The organism is Lewinella sp. JB7 (assembly GCF_024297185.1).
Taxonomy (GTDB): Bacteria; Bacteroidota; Bacteroidia; order Chitinophagales; family Saprospiraceae; genus Neolewinella.
This window is the reverse complement of record NZ_JANCTD010000002.1, coordinates 308,025-331,100: the sequence shown is the minus strand read 5'-3', so window position 1 is coordinate 331,100 and position 23,076 is coordinate 308,025. Positions and strand designations below refer to the sequence as shown.

15 protein-coding genes are annotated in these 23,076 nt (G+C 56.7%); 7 read left to right on the top strand and 8 right to left on the bottom strand.

All coding sequences use genetic code 11. From position 1 onward, the window contains the following. Positions 1–171 precede the first annotated feature (171 nt). Positions 172–1,071, bottom strand: a complete 900-nt coding sequence (locus NMA52_RS04870; protein WP_254826524.1) for an alpha/beta hydrolase — start codon at positions 1,069–1,071, stop codon at positions 172–174. 191 nt (positions 1,072–1,262) lie between these two features. On the opposite strand from NMA52_RS04870, the gene NMA52_RS04865 reads away from it, so the two are divergent. Beyond that, positions 1,263–1,811: a hypothetical protein gene (locus NMA52_RS04865; RefSeq protein ID WP_254826523.1), complete on the top strand. Its 549-nt coding sequence runs from the start codon at positions 1,263–1,265 to the stop codon at positions 1,809–1,811. 58 nt (positions 1,812–1,869) lie between these two features. On the opposite strand, the gene NMA52_RS19085 is transcribed toward NMA52_RS04865, so the two are convergent. Continuing rightward, positions 1,870–2,751, bottom strand: a complete 882-nt coding sequence (locus NMA52_RS19085; protein ID WP_254826522.1) for an amidohydrolase family protein — start codon at positions 2,749–2,751, stop codon at positions 1,870–1,872. Positions 2,752–3,077: 326 nt separating this feature from the next. Here NMA52_RS19085 and NMA52_RS04855 point away from each other — a divergent pair, with 326 nt between their 5' ends. Then, positions 3,078–3,740, top strand: coding sequence for a pyridoxamine 5'-phosphate oxidase family protein (locus tag NMA52_RS04855; protein WP_254826521.1), 663 nt, complete (start codon positions 3,078–3,080; stop codon positions 3,738–3,740). Between the two features lie 40 nt (positions 3,741–3,780). Here NMA52_RS04855 and NMA52_RS04850 read toward each other — a convergent pair whose 3' ends face one another. Further along, positions 3,781–4,158, bottom strand: coding sequence for a hypothetical protein (locus NMA52_RS04850; RefSeq protein WP_254826520.1), 378 nt, complete (start codon positions 4,156–4,158; stop codon positions 3,781–3,783). Between the two features lie 907 nt (positions 4,159–5,065). Between NMA52_RS04850 and NMA52_RS04845 the strand changes: the two genes are divergently transcribed. After that, on the top strand, positions 5,066–7,102 hold the full coding sequence (locus NMA52_RS04845; RefSeq protein WP_254826519.1) for a hypothetical protein: 2,037 nt from the start codon (positions 5,066–5,068) through the stop codon (positions 7,100–7,102). 1,282 nt (positions 7,103–8,384) lie between these two features. On the opposite strand, the gene NMA52_RS04840 is transcribed toward NMA52_RS04845, so the two are convergent. Beyond that, positions 8,385–9,869: an RICIN domain-containing protein gene (locus tag NMA52_RS04840; RefSeq protein ID WP_254826518.1), complete on the bottom strand. Its 1,485-nt coding sequence runs from the start codon at positions 9,867–9,869 to the stop codon at positions 8,385–8,387. 1,754 nt (positions 9,870–11,623) lie between these two features. On the opposite strand from NMA52_RS04840, the gene NMA52_RS04835 reads away from it, so the two are divergent. Next, positions 11,624–13,168: a hypothetical protein gene (locus tag NMA52_RS04835; RefSeq protein ID WP_254826517.1), complete on the top strand. Its 1,545-nt coding sequence runs from the start codon at positions 11,624–11,626 to the stop codon at positions 13,166–13,168. A gap of 256 nt (positions 13,169–13,424) precedes the next feature. Continuing rightward, on the top strand, positions 13,425–14,987 hold the full coding sequence (locus NMA52_RS04830) for a sulfatase-like hydrolase/transferase (RefSeq protein WP_254826516.1): 1,563 nt from the start codon (positions 13,425–13,427) through the stop codon (positions 14,985–14,987). On the opposite strand, the gene NMA52_RS04825 is transcribed toward NMA52_RS04830, so the two are convergent. The 3 genes from NMA52_RS04825 to dgoD are packed head-to-tail and all read right to left on the bottom strand — an operon-like array spanning position 14,988 to position 18,782. After that, positions 14,988–16,268 (bottom strand): family 43 glycosylhydrolase, encoded by a 1,281-nt coding sequence (locus NMA52_RS04825; protein WP_254826515.1) that lies wholly within the window; start codon positions 16,266–16,268, stop codon positions 14,988–14,990. Between the two features lie 44 nt (positions 16,269–16,312). Continuing rightward, entirely contained in the window at positions 16,313–17,623 is a 1,311-nt protein-coding gene (locus tag NMA52_RS04820; protein WP_254826514.1) for an MFS transporter, read from the bottom strand. Between the two features lies 1 nt (position 17,624). Then, positions 17,625–18,782 carry a galactonate dehydratase gene (dgoD, locus tag NMA52_RS04815; protein WP_254826513.1) on the bottom strand — a complete coding sequence of 386 codons (1,158 nt, stop codon included), beginning with the start codon at positions 18,780–18,782 and terminating at the stop codon, positions 17,625–17,627. 317 nt (positions 18,783–19,099) lie between these two features. Here dgoD and NMA52_RS04810 point away from each other — a divergent pair, with 317 nt between their 5' ends. Both NMA52_RS04810 and NMA52_RS04805 read left to right on the top strand, forming a co-directional pair. Then, the gene (locus NMA52_RS04810; protein ID WP_254826512.1) at positions 19,100–20,131 is read left to right on the top strand and encodes a hypothetical protein; all 1,032 of its coding nucleotides are present in this window, start codon (positions 19,100–19,102) and stop codon (positions 20,129–20,131) included. Positions 20,132–20,296: 165 nt separating this feature from the next. Next, positions 20,297–21,574 carry a mechanosensitive ion channel gene (locus NMA52_RS04805; RefSeq protein ID WP_254826511.1) on the top strand — a complete coding sequence of 426 codons (1,278 nt, stop codon included), beginning with the start codon at positions 20,297–20,299 and terminating at the stop codon, positions 21,572–21,574. Between the two features lie 498 nt (positions 21,575–22,072). On the opposite strand, the gene NMA52_RS04800 is transcribed toward NMA52_RS04805, so the two are convergent. Further along, positions 22,073–22,963, bottom strand: coding sequence for an AraC family transcriptional regulator (locus tag NMA52_RS04800; protein WP_254826510.1), 891 nt, complete (start codon positions 22,961–22,963; stop codon positions 22,073–22,075). Between the last annotated feature and the right edge of the window lie 113 nt (positions 22,964–23,076).

Sequence of the window (23,076 nt, the reverse complement as noted above, 5' to 3'; positions counted from 1 at the left end):
CCTAACCGGGCAGACCAATGACTACGGGGCGGAGGACACGCCCGCAGGATAGTACCCACATTGTCTGCGGATCGAACTGCATATGCGGGCAAAGAAAGTTTTTGTCCGCTATCCCATTCCCAGAACTACTGTCAGGCATCGCCGGCATTTCTCCCTTCCGCTGGTGCTCGCCTACCGGTCCAGATCGTCCAGAAAGGTGAAGATCTCTTCGTACGCGGCCGCTAGTTCCTCGCTCGTCGGACTGTGTTTGCCTGCGGGAACGTACCGCAGGGCATCCTTGCCGGTCCGGAATTTGTCCGTAAACGCCCGGAAGGTATCCGGGGGAATCTGGTCATCCATCCCCCCGTGCCAGAGGAAAATGGGCGGGTCACTGCGGTCGAAGTAATGGACCGGTTCGTACAAAGCTACCGCCTCGGGGGTGGCGTAATCGTCCTCCGGGAACAGTGCTTTTCCGGCCTCGCTGAACAAAGCATACTCGTGGTCGACGAAGATCCGCTCGATGACATCGAGCTGGTCCACCGGTCCGGAAAAATTGATGATTCCCACGATTCGGATGCCCCGGTCCGGCCGGTCGGGGAAGGAGGGGTTGTTTTGGGCCAGCCCTACGTTGGTGGCAATCTGGGCTCCGGCGGAAAATCCGGTAACGATGACGTTGTTCAGCTCCAGGGGGTAGGCCTCCGGATTTTTCCGGAGGAAGTTGAGGGCGTGGGGGAGGTCGCTCGTCGCGGCGGCGATGCCCCGTTTGAGCCGGTAATTTAGGTTGACGACGTTAAGTCCCTTGCCCAGGTACGGCTCGATGTACTTTTCTTCCTTGGCCTTGTCGCTCAGGTAATACGCTCCGCCGTGCAGGAATACGATGGTGTAATTGTGCTTTCCGTAGGAAGATGCCACGTTGGAAAGATAAATGTCCATCACCTGCTCGGGGTCCGCTCCGTACGCGATGTCCCTGTGGACGGTATAGGATGCGTCGATCTGATTACCGGTCTGATGGGGTAGGGAGGCCAGGCTGGTCGCGCACGAGGAAAAGATCAGCGAGCAGAGAGCCACCCAAGCCATTATTGCGAAGTGCATCATAAACTGTTTAGGCTAAAGCTAGGGATCGTGGTCCGGTTTTCCCGGCAAAGGGGTTGGCTCCTTTCTCGGGAAAGCTGGGGAAGTGGTCTGCGTGGACCGAGGCAGACGCTTAAAATAAAAAGATGTCATAACTTGCAAATGACCAAATTATACCAGTAGCTTAAGGGTGAACCACTCATTCTTACGCTATGCTGAACAACAAACGAATTACCCTGACACTATTCATTGGAGTACTGTTGGGGCTTACCTCCTGCACCGTGGAGGAAGATCTGACGACGCCCAACGCCCTCAAGCCCGGGGTAGAGCAGTTCGCAGCCAAGGCAGCCCAGGGCCAGATGAACCACCTGCTCGCGCAGGTCAGGCAAGCTACCGCCAAGTACCACGATCCCCAGGCAGCCCTGGACGATGGATTCTTCAACACCGAGGATTGCGTATCAAATCCAGATCCCGCTGTTGGTGCAATGGGCATTCACTTCGTGAAATTCGACCGAGTAGACGGCGTGCACAATCCCCTGGAACCCGAGGTTTTGGTGTATCAGCTTAGAAATAATGGCACGTATAAGCTCGGGGCCGTCGAGTATCTTCACGTAGGCAGTTCCCCTCCGAAGTTTGGGGGCGAGATAGAATTTCTTCCCTTCTTGCCACCTTTCGCGGACTACGAGCGCCACGTATGGCTCTGGAAAGTGAATCCGGCCGGCATGTTCGAAGATTATAACCCGAATGTGACCTGCCCGTAGACCACGAGTGATGGGCTGCCTATTTCCCGGCGGATCCTCTGCCGGGTCGGGCGGCCCTTTATTCTCCTTTATTCAAAAACCTTTTCGCGTTGTGGTAGAGGATGTCTCGCTTTTCCGCTTCCGTCAGGAAGGAAAGGGAATCGAGAAATCTAATGGACGCGGTGATCGAATCCGGCCAGATCATTTGATCGGAACCAAACATCACCCGATCGAGCAGCCCGTACTTTTTGGCCGACTCCAGAAACTTCACCGCATAATCCTTTTCCATGGGGTGAAGCCAAAGCAGAACTCCCAGGTCCGCGTACAGCTGGGGGTACTGGTCCATCATTCGCAGGGTGTTTTCGTAGAAGTTACTTCCAGCGTGCATTAGGCTCAGCTTCAGCCTGGGATACCTGACCAGCACATCCTCGATCAGTAGCGGATTGCCGAAGGACAGCCTGAATTTTTTCCAAATGGTGGCGTTTGCTCCCGGAAAAGTGCCCCCGGTATGGTAGGCCACCGGGATGTTATACTCCTCGCAAACCTTGAGGTAGGGCAAGTATTTTTCGTCGTTTAACGTCTGCCCGTGGTACACCGCCATCACCTCGCCGAACACCTGTATATCACCCTTTTTAACCAGGGAAACGAATGAATCTACGGAAATTAGATTTTCGGCGTAATCCTGATAACTGGGAATAAACCGATTGTCCGCCTGCGTGAAGTATTTAAGACTTTCCAGGTTTCCGCTTACTACCGCCCATTCAATGTTGTGCTCGTCCATCTTCCAGATGGTTTTCTCCAGTAAATCCCTGGCGGATGCCGCAGGCGGGAATCCATTGCGGGCGGTAGCTACCCAGTAGTCCTGCTCCGTATAGGCATGCAGGTGCACATCTATAATTTGTCCGTACGACAGTAGGGGATACAGGATCAGAAATAAGAGTGCCAGGATTATATACTTCACGTTATTGCCATTGTCATTGGAGAACTGAATCACCAACGCAGCCCCACCGCTATGCTTACCTAGGAGTTGGCGTAATGAAGATAATTCCGGCCAGTAAGCTAGGCCTTTTCCCGCAGTAGGCTTTCGCTGAACAAAACAAAATAGCTTCGCTTTGTGGCCGGTTACCCCAAAGCTTTGCTCTTCCTTTTTGAGGCATCACTGACCGGATCGACAGCACGGGCATTCATTGCGGGTTACGGGTGCTGCTGTAGTAGCGTTTCACGGCACCCGCGCGCCGCCGCCCCGAACCGCTACACCAATCTCCGCCGGACCGGTATTTTCGGGCTATGGAAGAGCAAGCTAATTTCAAGAGCGAGCGCAGTACCGTGCGCCGGGTGCCGAAGCGGGCACACTATGATGCAGCAACGGTGTTTAGCGTCCTGGACGCGAATTTCGTAGGACAGGTAGCCTTTCAGCTGGAGGGGCAGCCATTCCAGATTCCCATGCTGTACGGGAGGGAGGGCAACGTGCTGTACCTGCATGGCTCGAAGAAGAGCCGGATCTATCAGACTCTAGCGCGGGGCATTCCGTGCTCGTTGGGGGTGACGCTGGTCGATGGGATCGTCGTGGCGCGCTCGGCCTTCCATCACTCCGTAAATTACCGTTCGGTGGTGGTGTTCGGTCGGTGTGCACCCGTGGGGGATCCTGAGGAAAAGTTGGCCGTCTTTGAGCGGTTTACGGACGCCATTATACCCGGCCGCTGGGCCGAATGCCGTCCGATCAATGCTAAGGAGGCCAAGGTGACCGGTATACTGGCGCTGACCATAGAAGATGCCTCGGCGAAGATTCGGACCGGCGGTCCCGTGGATGAGACGGCGGACTACGATCTGCCCATCTGGGCCGGGGTGGTGCCGCTTGAGACGACCTACGGGGTGCCGGTGGAGGATCAGAACTCGAAGATTACGTGTGAGGTGCCGGGGAGCGTGCGGGAGTTGGTGAATGATAAGTAAGCAATGCTATGGTAAGAACCAGGTTTTACATGGTTTCTGGTCATGCCTGCGGCACAGATGGAGAACTCCGCCGATCGCGCCGATTCACCAGAAAATAAAAGTACACTCCCCCCAGCGCGTAAAAGACGTAATCGACCGTTTCCCGCTGAAAGCCGTCCCCGTGGAGTGGATAAATCTTCTCAAAAACTACCGCGAGCAGTACCGTCGCCACCGCCGTCGCCGGCCAGCTCAGTCGCGGGAACCGGTACACCGGCTGCCATTCCTCTTGCCAGAACCCCAGCAGGATCGGCGCCACGCAGAAGGGGGTTAGGTAGCTGTTTGCCAGGGGGATGTTTATCTCCGGGAGGTGTTGCGTCAGTTGGTGTGCGGTGAACAGAATCACTACGGTCCACCACCAGGGGTTACGAAATACACTCATAGGACGAGAAAAAAAGTTGCTGACGACTAACGCCAAGATAAGCGGTGAGGGCACCAACGGCGCGGTAATGCCCGTCAGGCGGGTGGCAATCTTCGCGAATCCTACACGATAAGCATTGTATGTTATAACGAGAAATCACCGGGCTGCTTACGCTCAGCGAAGGTGCTGTTCGGGGCAAGGAGCGTGACGGCCACGGGGTAGTCACGGCTGGCGTACCGGAAAACTTACCATCCAATAATGTTGGCTGGTCGGTCGTTTTACAAGCACCCGCGCTCCGCCGCCATCGCCTTTATTGCGGGAACGCAGGAGCAGTGTCTATTGACGCTGACTGCGGTACAAGCATGAGGTAAAGGTGCTAACTGGTCACGTGCCCTCCCGTAGGGTAACGAACCTCGGCGTGTTGAGGGACGTATAAAAGTTGAAAGCGATCGTCCCGCCGAGCGCCTCCATCTTTTGCTCGTTCGTTAACGCATCGGTAGAGGTTGGTGGTGCCGCATAATTTATCCGCCCTAGTTATACGTTCATGCCACGATTGCTTTTGCAATTTTATCTTCCAAGCCCCTTGCCAACCCGCCGCCCCAATGAATGTTTGCGCACGTAGCCGTATCGTGGTTTTGCCCGCCACGCTTTATGGCGTTTTTTTCGCACAATTGTCCGCTTTTAGCTACCACCATCCGCAATCCGACCGCTTCCTTCGGGCCGGCAAATCGTTGCTGGATGGGCGGAGAGAATGGCTGGACAAGACCGGGCTGCAAACCCCCGGGCAACCGAATGTCTCGGTGACCTGACGAAGAATTTCCGTCTGATCCCACACCGACAACTCCGCTACTTCCTGCTATCGGTTTAGGTAAAGGTCACTCTTGTACCCAGTACACGGCAGTTTTTAATGTCTATTTAGATATGAAATATGATGAACACCTACTCTTTTGATATTTTTGATACATTGATTTCGCGCAAATTCGCGAATGACAAGGGTGTTTTCGTTGAACTGAGGGAGCAACTCAGGGGTATAACGCAATTGGCTTTTCCTGATTACTTCATTAATGAATTTGTAAACCTCCGGATACGCGCGCAAAAAGTCGCTCACGGGAGATCTCCCTACCCCGAAATTACCCTTCAGGAGATATACACAGCTTTAGGTTCGGATTTCCCCCGGTTGACGATTGAGCACCTTAAGCTACTTCAGGAAATGGAGGAGTCTATTGAAATAGAGAGTTGCTACCCCATACCGCAAAACGTCTCCGGGGTCATGGACCTCATCGCCTCCGGTCATAAGGTCCTGCTGATTTCAGATATGTACCTCAGCGAGGCGGTAATTATGAAGATGCTCGAAAACGCCGACGCTCGTCTGTGTTCTATTCCAATGTACCTGTCGTCCACACTAAGGATACGCAAATCGGACGGCACGCTATTCAGTCATGTCTGTAAGGACCAAAATATTCAGCCATCATCGCTCATCCACACTGGTGACAATTTTACCAGTGACTGTGTAATGGCGAAGCGGGCAGGAATCAAATACGTATTTTATCAGGACTCCTTTCTGAGTAATATTGAAACCAGTTATTTCAGGGAAGAGCAGAATCACTTCCTGCAACTTTTTGCCGGGGCAAGTAAGCAGACACGGCTGGAAGGCTATAATTTAAAACCGTCTTATCGCCTGGGGGCGAGTTTCATGGGGCCCATGTTTTACGGCTTCGTACACGATTCTTTAAAGCAAGCCATTGCCGAGGGAATCAAGCGGCTTTATTTCCTGGCCCGGGACGGCCACCTTTTGAAGATCATCGCGGAAGAAATTATCGCACGGTTTCACTACGACATTGAAATTCACTATTTATATACTTCACGACAGTCCACTTATTTCGCGTCAATCTTCTGTCTTACGTCGAGTAGTTTCCAGTGGATTTTCCAGGAAATGGATAATGTCATTACGTTCAATAAGGTCGCGAAACGCTTACACTTCGAGCCGAGCGTACTGATTGAATATCTTAATGCGGATTTAAGACAATCCCTTGCTAGTAGCGGATTAGGTAACCGGCTCACGAGTAAGCTGATCGACCGGCTCAAAAACGAACTGCTGGAGAATGCCGATCTGAAGGCTAAAATCGAAGCAGAAGCAAAGAACTACCGGGAAACAGCCGTTGCCTACTTTGAGCAGGAGGGGCTTCTGCAGGACCAGCGTATCGGCTTCGTCGATATAGGATGGAGAGGAACGCTTCAGGATGCTATATTCAAGATTCTGAAGAGTAAGAAGGCTGATTTTAAACTGACCTCCTACTATTTAGCGGTAACCTACTATAGCGCGTATACCTCCCCGGACAACAGAAAAGTACCCGCCTATATGTTTCCGTCCATCAGAGCCGGAAACGGGCCTATTCTCGAATTGCTTTTGCAGTGCGACCACGGGACAACCTTGTATTACCGGAAGACTGATGCCGGACGAATCGAACCCGTACTAAAGGCACCGTCCGTACACCTCGAGGAGTGGGGGCTGGATGACTATAAGCGAGGTATACAGACCTTCTCCCGTACGCTTAGTCAATCCCTGGCTGCTCATCCCGCTATGGAAACCACGTATGCGGCTATTGCACCCACGCTCATCGAGATGTTAGAAGATGCTACTCCGGAAGTGGCCGCCACGCTCGGAGATCTCTTTTACAGCGGCAACATAGAAGAATCCAACATCCGGATGTTTGCCCCGCCGTTTGATGTCTCCCGGGCGCTGAGCTATATTCTTTCCAGTAAGGAACATCGAACATCTTACACTCAGTGGTTTGACGGATCCTACTCGCGCAGCCCACTACTACCAAAAATACTCATTCAGCTTGACCCCCGGCTAAACTTTTTAGTGGTGATGAAGAAGTTCATCCGTCGAGACAAGTTGAAGGAAAAGAAACTGGACCTCAAGCGTTTCGTCCAGCTGCACCTGGGTAGCATTCGTAAATGACGTCATGGATATGCCCTTCTAAGTGTTTCGGAGATAGTACGGGCTGGACACCCTAGATCGGGTTGCCACGGACATACCGATTAGGAGTAGCACGATGATCGCCGGGAAAGTGCCATAAGAGCCGACCACTGGCGTATGGGTTCTCCTTATGGATGGTTGAGGTGGGGACGCGGGTAGTGCCGAGTCGGCTTGAATGCCAAGGATGAGCCTTCTCAGGGCGACCCAGAAGCGCGGGCAGTGTAGGGTTGGCTTAGAAAGCCTCAACCTTTGCATTGCACGGTCGATTTGAATAAACAAAGGTTGAGCCCTTCCAGGGCGACCCTGAAACGCGGGTATTACAGGGTCGGCTTGGAAAGCCTCAACCTTCGAAATGCACGGTCGACTTGAATAAACAAAGGTTGAGCCCTTTTAGGGCGACCCAGAAGCGCGGGCAGTGTAGGGTTGGCTTACAAAGCCTCAACCTTTGGTGGTAGAGGTCGACTTAGATGGATAAAGGATGAGCCGTTACAGGGCGACCCTGAAACGCGGGTATTACAGGGTCGGCTTGAAAAGCCTCAACCTTTGAAATGCACGGTCAACTTGAATAAACAAAGGATGAGCCCTTTTAGGGCGACCCAGAAGCGCGGGCAGTGTAGGGTCGGCTTACAAAGTTTCAACCTTTGCATTGTACGGTTGACTTGAACAGACAAAGGTTGAGCCCTTCCAGGGCGACCCTGAAACGCGGGTATTACAGGGTCGGCTTGAAAAGCCTCAACCTTTGAAATGCACGGTCAACTTGAATAAACAAAGGATAAGCCCTTTTAGGGCGACCCAGAAGCGCGGACAGTGTAGGGTCGGCTTAGAAAGTTTCAACCTTTGCATTGTACGGTTGACTTGAACAGACAAAGGTTGAGCCGTTACAGGGCGACCCTGAAACGCGGGTATTACAGGGTCGGCTTACAAAGCCTCAACCTTTGGATTCTACGGGTCGGCTCAGAAAGCCTCGACCTTGAGTATATGCAGGCAAAGCGTCAGAAGCCCTAGCCGTCAAGCGGTAGAGTGAGAATCACCATCCGCATACCACTATCCGCGAAAATGCCCGCTACCTTCCCGGCGGTGGGGACGTGGGATAAGCCGGCTATCGTCAGGAGAAATCGTTCGAGATGACCTAACGGTTGTTTCGTGTCGACCGCCCGCCAGGAATAGGAATCCACAAGACGCGTCAGTGCCGTTGTCGGCCGGATTTCCGTCGTACATTATGCAATGTCGGCAGCATGGTGTTCCGAGATATCCCGCTATCGCGTCAATCTTTGATGTAGTCAATCTGAATCGGAATGCGTGACGTGGACAACTGCCCCCCGGACCGATTAAGTTTACATGCACCGAAGAACACCGGAGTCTTGGGTGTATTATTTCCATACAACGTTTTCAGATCGTCGCCCGTCAGGTCGGTGCCAGGCGCGATGCGTACCCCAACGGGGGTACCGCAATCTTCCCGGGTTTTTCCTTCCGGCAGGAACTGGACGAGGTAGGGTGTGAAAGAATTACCGGCAACGTGGACCTTCAGCAGCCGGGAGTTGTTTCCCGGATCCACCCTGCCCAGGTAGATCACATTGCCGGTAGGGGGGATATTCGCTTCCAGGGAGGAGGCAAAGGAGACGACATCTCCGGTCGAGGGCGGCGGACTGCCGGATCCGTCCGGAACTTCGCATAGTGCGTCACCGCGTACCCAGTTTTCAACCGACCACCGGCTGAAGTAGCTGACCCGGAAGCAGTACTCCTCATTCTCCGGCTCGTCGTCCAGGACGAAATTGAATTCGTGGCTGGTGCGGTCCGGCGACAGGTCGATCGTTTTGGTGAATCCGTCGTTATTCCGTATCACCAGTTCCTGGTTAGCCAGGGAGGCTGGCTCATTGTTGCTGTCCCAATTTAGTCTTCCGGTAAAGCGATACCTGTTGCCCCATTCCCACACTTTGATGGTTGACCAGTAAAATTCTACCTCGTATTTAAAATTGGTGAGCCGTAGGTTGGTGGGTTCATTTGCCCCCGCCCGGAGAATGCGCCACTTCTGCAGGTCGTCACCGCGAAATTCGCCAAGTACCAGGGTGCCGCCGGATCGAAGGTCCAGCGGTTCGACCGCGAATCGGCCGCTGAAGTGGGCGTTTTCGAGGTAGTAGGTTTCGACTTCGTTCGGGACGGGCGTTACGCGCCAAATTTGTCGGGCTTCCGCTCCGTGGCTTGGTTGATTCCCGAAGCGCGGGGTGGTGTACTCAATTTTGTCTTCCACCGTAAACAAGTACGGCCTCAGCAAATTGCGACGGTCGGAACTGCTTCCGTCGGTCGCTACCTGTGGAGTCTGGGCCACCGACGGGACGTTAATTCCCGGGGCAAGCGGGCCTGGGCTTGGAGCCGTGCCGACCGGACTATTCACCGGCGTGGGAATCTTCACGGAAAGGTAGACGGCCGGGCCCAGGCGGACGTGGGCTTTCAAATAAGAGACATTATCACCGAAACCCTCCGGGACGCCCGTGCGGTCGAAATGGAAAACCTGCGCCTCCGAGTAGTTCAGGGAAAAGGGCCATACGGTCGTTCCCCTTTGCTTCAGCCCTCCCTTAACGTCGATGACCATGCCCGTCTGCACGTTCTGCAGATAGTACGGACCGGAGTCCCAGGGTTGAGCGGTAACGGGCGCAGTGCCAAGGAGTAGCACGCTGAGGGCCAGGAAGCTTCCGGACAACAGTCGGCGAATAGCGCAGGAATACGCCTTAGGGATTACGGAAGGTTGCATTTTCTTCGTTTTAAAGCTGGTGATGAAGTGAGCTTTTCGACTCGGATGATGAAGCAGCCATCCAAATGCGGTGAAGAAAATGAGCACCTCGTAGATGTGGAATGTAAGTTTATACACCTAGTTCCGTAGTTCTATGTCCCCGGATCTGGATTCGTTACGATGTGCTTTCGACCCTGCTCCCATTATGAAATCGCGTCGCGGCTGCTGTTTTGGCGGGGACGCGAACAATACAAGTCTGACTTAGTACAAATAAGATGAGCCCTTCCGGGGTGACCCTGAAATGCGGGTAGTGCAGGGTCGGCTTAGAAAGCCTCAACCTTTGAGTGTAGGCGGGCGGTGCAGGGTCGGCTTAAAAAGCCTCAACCTTGGAGTGTAGGCGGGCGGTGCAGGGTCGGCTTAGAAAGCCTCAACCTTTAAATTGCACGGTCAACTTGAACGGATAAAGGTCGAGCCCTTCTAGGGCGACCCTGAAACGCGGGTATTACAGGGTCGGCTTAGAAAGCCTCAATCTTGGAGTGTAGGCGGGTATTACAGGGTCGGCTTAGAAAGCCTCAACCTTTGCATTGCACGGTCGATTTAGAAAATAAATGATGAACCCTTCCCGGGAGACCCTGGAACGCAGGCAGCACAGGGTCGGCTTAAAAAGTCTCAACCTTGGAGTGTAGGGGGGTATTACAGCGTCGGCTTAGAAAGCCTCAACCTTTGCAATGCACGGTCGCCTTGAATAGACAAAGGATGAGCCCTTTCAGGGCGACCCTGAAGCGCGGGTAGTGTAGGTTCGGCTTAGAAAGGCTCAACCTTGGAGTGTAGGGGGGTATTACAGGGTCGGCTTGGAAAGCCTCAACCTTTGCATTGGATGGTCGACTTGAATAGACAAGGGATGAACCCTTCCCGGGAGACCCTGGAACGCAGGCAGCACAGGGTCGGCTTAAAAAGGCTCAACCTTGGAGTTTAGGGGGGTATTACAGGGTCGGCTTAAAAAGGCTCAACCTTGGAGTTTAGGGGGGTATTACAGGGTCGGCTTAGAAAGCCTCCACCTTTGCATAGCACGATCGACTTGAACAGACAAAGGATGAGCCCTTTCAGGGCGACCCTGAAGCGCGGGTATTACAGGGTCGGCTTGGAAAGCCTCCACCTTTCATGGTCGAGGTCGACTTAGATAAACAAAGGATGAGCCCTTTTATGGCGACCCTGAAACGCGGGCAGTGCAGGGTCAGCTTGCAATGCCTCTACAGCAAGATGAGCGGGGAACCCCTATAACGCTTTAACCCCCTTTAGGTATCCTTCCAGTAAGAGCTATAAATCGCCTATTCGGCCAACGTTCCCGGGACGACGCAACCGTTTATGCGGGGATATCCTTCTTCACCACACCTTCGCGACCGAACGGCACCAAAGGTCAATTCCGGGATTTCCGGAGGCCGTAGGGTGATCGACGCGATCGCTGACTACCGCTTCGGCCCCGCCGGTCGCTGGGGCCTGGAGGGTGGTGGGGAATTGGGTCTGCCGGGAGGCGTATTGCGGGGTTTGGGCTTATTCACGGGGCCGGGACGGGCGGGCGTGGGCTTTTTCTTGTCTTCAGACATGGGTTAGAGCTTTGGATAGGGTAAGGTAGGTTGCGGCTGCGACAAACCAGCCACCGAAATCATTCACCCAGGTGTCATTTAGCAGGGGAGGTACGTAGACGTCATTGAGGCTCTACTCTACAATTTTGTAGTATTATAGCATAGGATTTAACGGCATACTTTCACGACACCATGGCTATACAACTACGCGCTATACTCTACCTACTACCTCTGATCTTTACAGGAACGCTGTGGAGCCAGTCGCCCCTCACCATCACCATCGACGACCGCGAGCAGGTGGCCGAGATTGACGAGCGCTTTTCCTCCTACAACGTGGAGATGGCCGAGGTCGTCGGGGGAGATTTCTGGATCCCCTACGACCAGATGGACACTAGCCAGACGTCCGATATCACGGCGGCGGGGGAGGTTGGGGAGAACAAAAACCGTTACCGCTACCGGGCACCCGTAGACCTAAGTAACCGGCGCCTGCGCACGCTGGCCGAGGCCCTCTCGCCAGCCTTTATGCGCGTCAGCGGTTCGTGGGCCAACTACGTGTACTTTCAGGACAACGATTCCGCCAAGCTGCCAAAAGCACCCGAAGGTTTCAAAAACGTGCTGACGCGAGAGGAATGGCGCGGGGTGCTCGACTTCGCGGATGCTACCGGGGCCGACCTGATGACCTCCTTCGCGATCAGTCCCGGCACGCGGGACGAAGACGGCCGCTGGACGCCCGAACAGGCGCGCTCCCTCCTCGACTTCACCAGACAAGCCGGCGGCACGATCGAGGCCGTACAGTTTTTCAACGAGCCCAATATGCCGGAATACGCCGGTGCCCCGAAGGGCTACACCGCTGAGGATTTCGCCCAGGACGTGGCCGTCTTTACCGACTTCATCCACGAAGCATTACCCGACGTGCCGATCGCCGGACCGGACGCGGTAGGAGAGGGTGGCCTGATGCCCGCCGGGATGAACATGCCGCTGTCTACCGACGCCCTGCTGTCGGCCGCGCCCAAACCCGACTTCGATATTTTCGCTTACCACCACTACGGCGGCGTTTCGCTGCGGTGCGCCCAGGCACCCCCCATGCATTCGCCGGTCGACAGTGCCCTGACCGCTAACTGGCTGCATAAAACCCTCGGTACTTATGCCTTCTACAAGAAAGAGCACGACCGCCACCTGCCCGAAACGCCGATCTGGCTCACCGAAACCGCCGAGGCGGCCTGCGGCGGCAACCCCTGGGCAGCTGAGTACATCGACGTTTTCCGCTACCTCACCCAGATGGGACTACTGGCCCGTGAGGACGTCAAGATCATCATGCACAATACCCTCACCGCCAGCGAGTACGGAATGCTCGACCAGGCGACCCATACGCCCCGCCCCAACTACTGGGCCGCCCTGCTGTGGCGGCAGCTCATGGGCACGCGGGTGTACGATCCCGGTGTAGACGGCGGCCGGTTAGGGGTTTACCTCCACGATCACCGGGACAATCCAGGCGGCAGAACCTTGCTGCTGATCAATCCGACCGACGCTCCGATCACCGTGGACTTGCCCGCTACATCGCGCGCCTTCGTCCTGAATTCCGACGACCTCAGAAGTAAGACCGTCTACCTCAATGGGAAAGAACTGACCCTTACGGCTGATGATCAGTTGCCCGAAATAACCGGAAAACCGGTAGCGGCCGGCGCGGTGGAAGTGCCGGCGTACGGCGTAGGCTTTTACGTATTTTCGGGGTACTAGGTAGGCCGAACGCCCGCGCTACATCGTTCACGGATGCTTACCGTCGGGATTTCGATTGCTCCTGTCTGAATTACGTTGCTCCCGCGTCCCCCGCCCGGGACTAAATGTCGCTGCAACGATGGCGCACGGGGCCGCTTTACGTGTCAAAAGAGGGTGTCGCGCGGCTCATTCAGCTTGTCCCGCCCGGAATACAGGGGATGCGCCGATTCCAATGTATTAGTTTGGTCGCTTTCCCTCCGCTACGCAAGCGACAAACATGACTGCACGGACCCTCTACCTCCTCCTCGCCGCGATCCTGGTACTCGCACCGTCGCTCGTGCGCGCCCAACAGCCCAACGTAATCCTCATCTACGCCGATGACCTCGGCCGCGGTCTGCTCGGTACCTACGGACAAAGCATCATCACCACGCCGCACATCGACCGGCTGGCCCGGGAAGGCATGCGCTTCGAGCGGGCGTACGGGGCCACCTACTGCGCACCCGCCCGCATGAGTCTGCTCACCGGCCGCCACGACGTACGCAACCTGCCCTGGCAGCGGGTCACGAAGGCCGGCATCTACAAGGAACTGGACCGAACCCTCTCCCTGGACCAGATCGTGGAGCGGGTGGAAGCCACCGTCGCGCCGGCGCCCGCCGGGGAGGTGTTTCTTGGCCAGGTGGCTCATCGGGCGGGCTACGTGACCGCCCAGTTCGGCAAACTGGAGTGGGGCTTCGCAACTACCCCCACCCGACTGAAGCGCCACGGTTGGGATCATCACTTCGGCTACTACGACCACGAGCGCTGCCACGGCTTTTATCCGCCCTTCCTCTTCGAAAACGGCAGGAAGGTCGAGATTCCCGGCAACACCCACGTGGACTGTGCGAAGACCAGGGAGAGCAACTCCCCGGAAGCCTACCGCGACCGCTGGGATATGACCGGCAAGGCCGTCTACTCCGAGCACATCATCATGGACAAGATGCTGGGCTTTCTTGACGAGCACCACCCGCAAAAAACCGGCAAGCCCTTCTTCGTTTTCTTTCCTACCCAGCTGCCCCACGGTCCGATTATGGTGCCCGCGGTGCACCCCGATTTCCGCGACCACCCCGGGCTCACGGAGCTGGAAAAGGAGTACGCCAGCATGGTCAAAATGCTTGACGACGACGTCGGCCGCATCTACCAAAAGCTAGAGGAGATGGGCGAACTCGACAATACCATCCTCGTCTTCACCTCCGACAACGGCCACGAAATTTACTACGCCGCCGAGGGGCGCACTTCGAAGGGCAAAACCGACCTGGACGGCAACCGATTCGATCAGGTGAAGACACGCTTCACCACGGCCGCGGTCGGGGACGTTTTCGACGGTAACGACGGCATGTCCGGCCACAAGCGCTCCAACTGGGAGGGCGGCACGCGGGTCCCCCTCTTCTGGTACTGGAAGGGGCACATCGCACCGAATTCCGTCAGCGAGCAAATGGTCAGCAACTACGACTTTTTGAATACGCTGGCGGAGATCATCGGCCAGCCGCCCGTAGATAATAAGGATGGGGTTTCCTATGCCGGTACCCTTTTCGGTCGGGAATCCGCCCACCGCGAATACACCGTCACTTCATCCATGATGGGTCCGGCCATCGTCACATACGAGGGCTGGAAGCTGCGCTATGTGCGTGCCCAAGACCTCTACCAGCTGTATTACCTCCCGGACGACTACACGGAGCAGCACGATTTGGCGGGAACGCAGGAGCGGCGTGTCGCCGAACTAAAAGCCATCCTCCTGGACGAGTGCGGCGGCGACCTTACCAACGGACTGGGGCCTGAGCAGCTGCCGAGGAGCAGTAGATAATTACCGGCTGCGCAGGGCGGCATTAGCCTCCTCGATGCGATCCCGTTCCTTGGCCGTCAGCCCGTGCTGGTAGTAGAAGTCCGGCTTATAGTAGTAGCTGTGGTTCTTCATGTCCGGGTCGTGCACGTCCTGGCTCAAGTCGCAGTCGAAGCGCAGCAGCACCGCGTGATTTTGCGCCCAGGTGGTCACGTTCGTTAGGTGGGCGATGCCCCAGGTGATGCCGCGCCCATCCTTAGTATCGGTAAAGGCATCCGGGATGAAGGGCCCCGCCGCCGTCGGCATAAGGTCCGTAATGGCGGCGACCTCGAAGTTGACGCCGTCTTCCGCGTACTGCACCGTGTAGTGCTCGTTGCCGTCCCTAGTGATTAGCGCGGCGATGCCCTCCTTCCAGGGGAAGAGGGTGGTTTCGTGCCCGGAATTGAGTACAGGATTCAGTGGATGCTTGGTGAACGGCCCCAGGGGATTATCGGCGGTGGCCAGTCCGTGCATGCGCACTAGCTTTTTGCCCTCGCCGCCGAAGTCGGACTTGTAGTAGATGTAGATCTTACCGTCGTGAACTAGGGGGTAGGGGTCGTGGATGGAGTACTGGTCCCACTCGCCCGCGGCACCGTTCGGGATCACCACTTCGCCGTGGGCCGTCCACGGACCGTCGGGAGAATCCGCGTAGGAGACGGCTATCGGACAGTCGTCGCCCCGCTTCCCGCTCGCTTCCATGAAGCCCTGGTAATACAAATAGTACTTGCCCTCCCACTCGAGGATATCGGTGGTGGCCACGGACCGCCAACCTACCTGCGGCTTCGGTGGTCGGGGTACGGCGACCCCCTGTTCGGTCCAGGTGAATCCGTCCTCGCTGGTGGCGTACCAGATGTCGGCTATGTCCCAGTCGCTGGAGGGAATCGTTTCGGTCGACTTCTCCGCTCCCTGGGGTGGGGTAGGCGTGTGCCGGTGGGTGTACCAGATGTAGTACTTCCCGTTCGCGAAGATTACCTTCGAGGGATCCCGCCGCGAGATCGTTCCGTCGCCTCCGTTGTAATCGAAGCCTTTGAGCTCGGTGTACTTGAACTGGGAGTACAGTTCGTTTTCCTCGGGCCGCGGGGCCGGGTAGGCCGTATAGTTTCGTTCGAGTGCGGCACTCAGCGGGCGGTCGGGGAGGGTGTCCGGCAGGACGAAGGGAAAGCCGCCGGTAGCTGCATCGGCGTTGGTCGAGGGGTCGGAAGCTTGTGGGTCGTTGCAGCCAATTAGTAGAATAAGGAGGAAAGGGAATAGTGCGTTTCGCAACATAAGGCAACAGATTTTTTGGGCGGCGTAGCGCGGGAGCTACGCCATCATAGGAGCGATGAATGTTCTTCTTCCCCAACGCGGACGATCTTCCCCACCAGAAAGAGGTAACTGCAGAATCCGAGAAAAGCCATCCCCCCCACGAAGAAGAGGGCGGGGGCGAAATCACCGTCCTGCACGAGGTAGCCGATGGCGGTGGGCGTCACCACGGCGGCCAATCCGCCAATGAAGTTGAAGACGCCGCCGGCCAGACCGATCAGGCGGCGGGGCGCGAGGAGCGATACGAATACCCACGAAATGGAAGCGAGCCCGTTACCGAAAAAGGCCAGCGCCAGGAAAAAAATGATCCATGCGGTACTGTCCGTATAATTCGCTCCGATGATCGAGGTAGACAACAGCATGCCAATAAGGATCGGCCCCTTCCGCGACGCTTCCTTGCTCACCCCCCGCCGGACGAGGAGGTCAGACAAAAAACCCGCCAGCAGCACCCCAAAGAAGGCCGCCAGGAAAGGGATGGAGGCCAGGAAACCGGATTTAATGAAGTCCAGCCCCCGAAATTCCACCAGGTAAGTCGGGAACCACGTCAGGAAGAAAATGAACAGCGAGCCAAGACAGAACTGACCAAGGTAAATCCCCCACAGCTTGCGGTGGACGAACACCTCCCGGAGCTCGGAGAGCTGGAATGATGTCTTCTCCTTGCTCACCTCGTCGCGCCGCTCGTCCAGAATACCGCCACCGCTTTCGATGAGGTCGAGCTCTTCCTGACTGACGCTTTCGTGTTCCCGCGGGTCCCGGTAGGCCAACCACCATATTGCCGCCCACACGATGCCCACCAACCCGGAAATGATGAAGAGTCCCCGCCAGCCGAAGTAGGCCTGGATGGTCACCAGCACCGGGGTGAGAAAGGCCAGTCCGATAAACTGACCGGAGGTATACACCGCGATGGCGGAGGCCCGCTCCCGCTCCGGAAACCAGCTCGTGACGATCTTATTATTGGTGGGGTAGGAAGGGGCCTCGAATACGCCGATGGAGGCCCGGAGGCCGATCAGTGCCGCGAGCGAACTGACCAGTCCCTGCAGCAAGGTGGCCAGCGACCACAGGACCAGCAAGACCGGGTACAGAATTCGCGGCCGGGCGTAGTCCGCCAGGATACCACCCGGGATCTGCAGCAGCGAGTAGGTAAGTCCGAAGGCGGAGAAGATCAGGCCCAGTTGCACCTTGGTGAGTTCGAGTTCTTCGCTGATGGCGGCGGCGGCCACGGAGATATTACTTCGATCCATGTAGTTGATCACTACGGTTACGAAGATGAGGGCCAGTATGTTGTAGCGCTTTCCGGTCGATGTGGTTGAAGAGATCATGCTACCACTCGGTTACCGATCCGTCCGGATTCCGCCAGATGGGGTTTTTCCAGTCGTGGCCCACCGTGGCGGCTTCCCGCACCTTGTCTTCATTGATCTCGATGCCTAGGCCGGGCTTGGTCATTATTGGTACGTGGCCGTCCCGCAGACCGAAGCCGTCGGGGTCGACGAGGTAATCGACCAGATCGGTGCCGACGTTGTAGTGGATGCCCAGGCTCGTCTCCTGAATGAGGGCATTGATGCAGTTGAAGTCGATCTGGAGGGCCGCGGCCAGACTGATCGGTCCGAGCGGACAGTGGGGCGCGATGGCCACGTCGTAAGCCTCGGCCATGGTGGCGATCTTTTTTACTTCGGTAATGCCGCCGGCGTGGCTCAGATCGGGCTGGACAATATCGACCGCCTGCTGCTCGAGTACCCGCTTAAAATCCCACCGGGAATACATGCGCTCGCCGGTTGCGATGGGCACGTGGGTGAAATTGCGCAGCGACTTCAGGGCATCGTTGTTCTCGGAGAGCACCAGCTCCTCGAAGAAGTAGGGATGGTAGGGTTCCAGGGCCCGAATGATGGCCTTGGCTTGTCCCTTGTGCACTCGTCCGTGCAGATCGAGCCCGATGAGCACCTCGTTACCCACGGCTTCCCGGACGGCCGCCATCTTAGCGGCCGCTTCTTCCACCTTCGCCGGACTGTCGATCCAGTACATTTTCTCACAGGCGTTCATCTTGAGGGCGGTGAAGCCATCCGCCACGCGGCGGCGGGCGGCGGCGGCCAACTGTTCCGGTGTTTCCTCATTAATCCAACCGTAGATGCGCACCCTGTCGCGCACGGCCCCACCCAGCAGCTCGTACACGGGCACTCCGAGCGCCTTGCCCTTAATGTCCCACAGCGCCTGATCGATGCCGGAGAGTGCACTCATGAGCACCGGTCCCCCGCGGTAGAATCCGCCCCGGTAAATCATCTGCCAGAAGTCGTCGATGCGGTGGGCGGAGTGTCCGATCAAGTGGGTTTCTATTTCCCGGATGCACGCCTCCACGGTAGCGGCTCGCCCCTCCACCACCGGTTCGCCCCAGCCGACGATCCCGTCGGCCGTAGTGAGCTTCACGAATAGCCAGCGGGGCGGAACCCGGAAGAGTTCTACCCTGGAAATGGTGAGGTCTTGCATAGTACGTAGGTTGCTGCGATAAAAAGTCGGTGAGTCCGGAGGCCTTCCGGCGCCTGCCCGATATTAAGGCTAGTTGGTCTGAAATAGGTAATGCCCGCTTCCGGAATGACCATACTTGATACGATTCCCTCCATATGATCGGCGATCTACGGCACCTTAACCCAGCAGCCTGGTCGTCAGCTGGCAGTGGTATGATCAACCAAGAATTTAATCCGAATTACTCATCCAAAATTTTCCTATCAATATTAAGGTATACCTGCTAAATTAAATTCAGCTAACCGGGTGCGGCAGGGCCAGGGTGGCCGTTAGGAATAAATATGAATCGCATCCTACTGCTACTGCTGTCGTTCCTGATTTTTCTGATCTCACCGGCGCTGTGGGGACAGGGCACTCCCGTAGATGATAGGGAGGCCATTGCGCCCTATTCCGCCAGCCGCATGGCGGCGACCTACTTCGGTATTGAGTTTAGCCGGGGACAGCGCGACAGCCTTGCCGGTCGCCCCATAGAGCTGATCATGACGGTCGACACGAGCGGCCGCGCCCATCTACAGGAAACGTACAACGTAACCAATCCGGCGATCATCGACAGCCTGCGGCAGCGAACGCTGACCTTGCCCCGTTTTGACCCCGCGATTTCCGCGGGACGGCCGCGCGAAACCCTGTACATCCTGTCACTCACTTACCCGACTTACTCGAGCGTGCCCCTGGGCAGTTACCAACCTATGTCGGCAAGCTACTACCGCCCGAAGCGGGAGGACTTCGAATCATTGAACCGGTCCGTCGAGCGCTTCGATATGCTGGTCGGAGGGGCGGTCAATCAGTTCATCGGCAAGCCTTCGCGCTACCTGGCGTTCGGGGGCGGGATGCGCATCGATATGGCCTACGTGGACCAGAAAGCCCGCGCGTACGGCCTGTTTATGTCGGTATACGGCAACAAGCAACGCGCACCCTATCCCATTACCACGAATCGGGAATTGAACGAGGCTCCGCCAACTCTCCTCGTCGGACTACTGTATGGCCGCTACCTGGGAGATTACCTGGTACAGGGGGAGGTCGGGTTCGCTCAGCAAAATCTGAGTCCGAGCCTGTCCGACCACGACCGCGATTGGTTGCGGAACGAGGGCGCAACCCTCGGACTAGGGGTAAACCGGACTTTCGCCCTGGGCCCGGGCAGTTTCGACTATCTCTACGGATCGCCGACCGTTAGTGCCGGGCACATCAATCTGCACCTGAGCGTTCACTACCAGGCCTATAAGCTGGCGGAGGCCTCGGGGCTGATGCTGGAACTTGGGGTGGGTTACCGCTGGTCGATGTTCGGAGTGGAATCGTACGTACTGAAGGAACAGTAGCGGGCGATCAGTACCGAAGGGGGTTGGGCAACCGACCGGATTGCTGGTCGGTCCGGGTCGATTATTGTGTGGATAGAAATTACGCCCACCAAAGTTTTGTGAACTAGGCTGTCGGATTGTCGTTTGTTTGGCATTATATTTCCCTAACAAACACTTCGACTGCGTATGGACTTCTCTACCCGAATGGAGCTCTGGCTCGACCGCCTGGGCAATGCGGTACCCGACATCATTGCCGCCCTGCTCATCCTCGTAATCGGCTATTTCGTCGCCAAGCTCTTGCAAAAGCTGACGGAAAAACTGCTTAAGAAAACGGACCTGGACAACCGGGTTGCCCGGGGGACCGGCAGTTCTACGGTCTATCCCGAACGGGCGCTGGCGAAGCTGGTCTTTTACATCGTTATGGTCATGGTCCTGCTCGCGGCACTCGACGTGCTGGGCATCAACTCGGTCATGCGTCCCCTCAACGATATGGTCGGAGACTTCCTGGCCTTCATTCCCAACATCGTGGGCGCCGTGCTTATCGGCTTTATCGGCTACGTGATTGCCAAGATCGCCAGCGGACTGGTGGGTATGGCCGCCGGATTCCTGGAAGGTGTGAGCCAGCGGGCCGGACTAAAGCACGAGATCAATCTGACCCGCATTCTGCAGAATCTGGTCTTCATTCTGGTATTTATTCCCATCTTGATCGCGGCACTTGACGCCCTGCGGCTGGACAGCATCACGGAGCCGGCCAACGACATGTTGCGCTCCTTCCTGGAGGCCATTCCCCGTATCTTCGCGGCGGCCATCATCATCGGCCTGTTCTACATAGGGGGTAAATTCGTGACCGGTTTGCTGCAGGGGCTTCTCGAAAGTATGGGGACCGACCGACTGGCTAACCGCCTCGAACTTGACCAGATCATCGGCACCACGAAACTCTCGACCCTGCTGGCCAACGTTGCCTTCTTTTTCATCATGTTCCTGGGCATCCTCACGGGGGTAGAGCAACTCGAATTCGATCAGTTAAGCTACATCCTGGGTGAGATCTTCGAGGTTACGGGGCAGATAGCCTTCGGCCTCGTCATTCTGGTACTCGGCAACTATCTGGCCAATCTGGCTTACCGCACCATGAGTAGCGGGCGCACCGATACCTTCCTCGCCGGACTGGCACGCATCGTCATCCTCGGCCTCTTCCTAGCCATTGCCCTGCGTACGATGGGTATCGCGGACGATATCGTCAACCTGGCCTTCGGACTTACCCTCGGCGCCGTAGCCGTAGCGGTAGCCCTGAGCTTCGGCCTCGGGGGGCGGGAAGCGGCCGGCGAGCAAATGCGTCGCATCCTCGATAAATTCAATGAGGACAAACCCGTCGACCGCTCGGGAGATCCCACCAAACCGGATCCAAAGCGGACACCGGAGCCCCCGACGCAAACGCCGCCGCCCCCGCCGCCCACCAAAGTCTAAGTGAAAGCGGCCCGATGAGCGGTGCTATTGAATAAGGGGGGAGGTAGCGCCGAATGGTGCCGGTAGTTTGAGCCACTTCCGGGGTGCTCCCCGCCCGCTTGCTCCCTGCGTGTTGCTGCCTGCTCTTTTGTTTGTTTGTTGCTCCCGCGTCCGCACAGGAAAATCTAAAGGTGATCACCGCGGTTTTTACCGACGCCGCTATCGTGACGACCGGTCGGCGACAAGGTGGTTTCCGCCCTGCGACGCCACTGCGAGACTCCGCGCCACGAAAACGGTATGGTCGCCGTCGAACGTCGTAGAAAGCTCGATGCCGACAAAACTGGTGACCTGGGCGGCGAGCGCGGGAGCGGGGCAACTCGTCAATGAGCAAACTATTTTGGTGGTGGCGAGCTCAGCTTTCACGCACGGGTGTCGGCGGGATGTTCCCCCATTCTGCTCGCCTAACCTCAAGTTGACGTACTGACCTAATCTATAGCAGCGTCCTAATCTCGATCAATCCTAGTTATTTCGGTACTCCATGGGGGTCATACCCATCGACTTCTTGAACATCCGGCTGAAGTGCTGGGGGTGTTTGAAGCCGAGACCGTAGGCGATTTCGGAGATGGTCCGGTCGGAGTCGAAGAGGCGTTCCTTGGCTAGTTGGATCACCCGGGCCTGAATGTGCTCCTGGGGCGATTTACCGGTTTCCTTCTTGACGAGGTCGCCGAAGTAATTGGGGGAGAGGAAGAGCGCTTCGGCGAAGTGTGCTACGGAGGGGAGACCGTCGCGGTCCTGGTCCGCATCCTGGAAGTAATCATGGAGCAGTGCCTCGAAGCGGGCAAGGATGCCGTGGTTAACTCCGGCGCGGGTAATGAACTGGCGGTCGTAGAAGCGGATGCAGTAATTGAGCAGCAACTCGATGTTGGAGATCAGCAGTTTTTGGGTGTGCTTGTCGATGAGCTGATTAAGCTCGGCGTCGATCTTATCGAGACAGTCGGTAATGAGCTCCCGTTCGCGGGTCGACATGTGGAGGGCTTCGTTGGCCGCGTAGGAGAAGAAGGTGTACTCATTCATCCGTTGTCCGAGGGGGGAGCCGAGGAGCAGATCGGGATGAAAAACGAGGGCACGGCCCTTCGGCTGATAGAACTCGGTCCCCCGTTCCCCGATGGCCTGTCCGGGGGCAATGAACACCATCGTCCCTTCTTCGTAATCGTAAGAGTGGCAGCCGTAGCGCAGATCGCCGCAGTGAACCTGCTTCAGGAATACCACGTAGAAGTTGAACCGCATGCGCCGCAGCTGGCGGGGGTTCGCCAACGACAGGTCAATTACGCCCACCAGGGGGTGACGCGTATCCTGGTTGTTGAAGGCGCTGTACTGTTTGATGGTGTCGAAGTGCAGGATATCTTCCATGGAGCTTGCTTTTCGATCAGTAAGGTAGGTGCAAACCGGAAGATTAAATCACCCTTGGGAGTGCCATCCGTAATCGGGGTCGGTATACCCGTAACCGGGGTAGGGGGATGCGC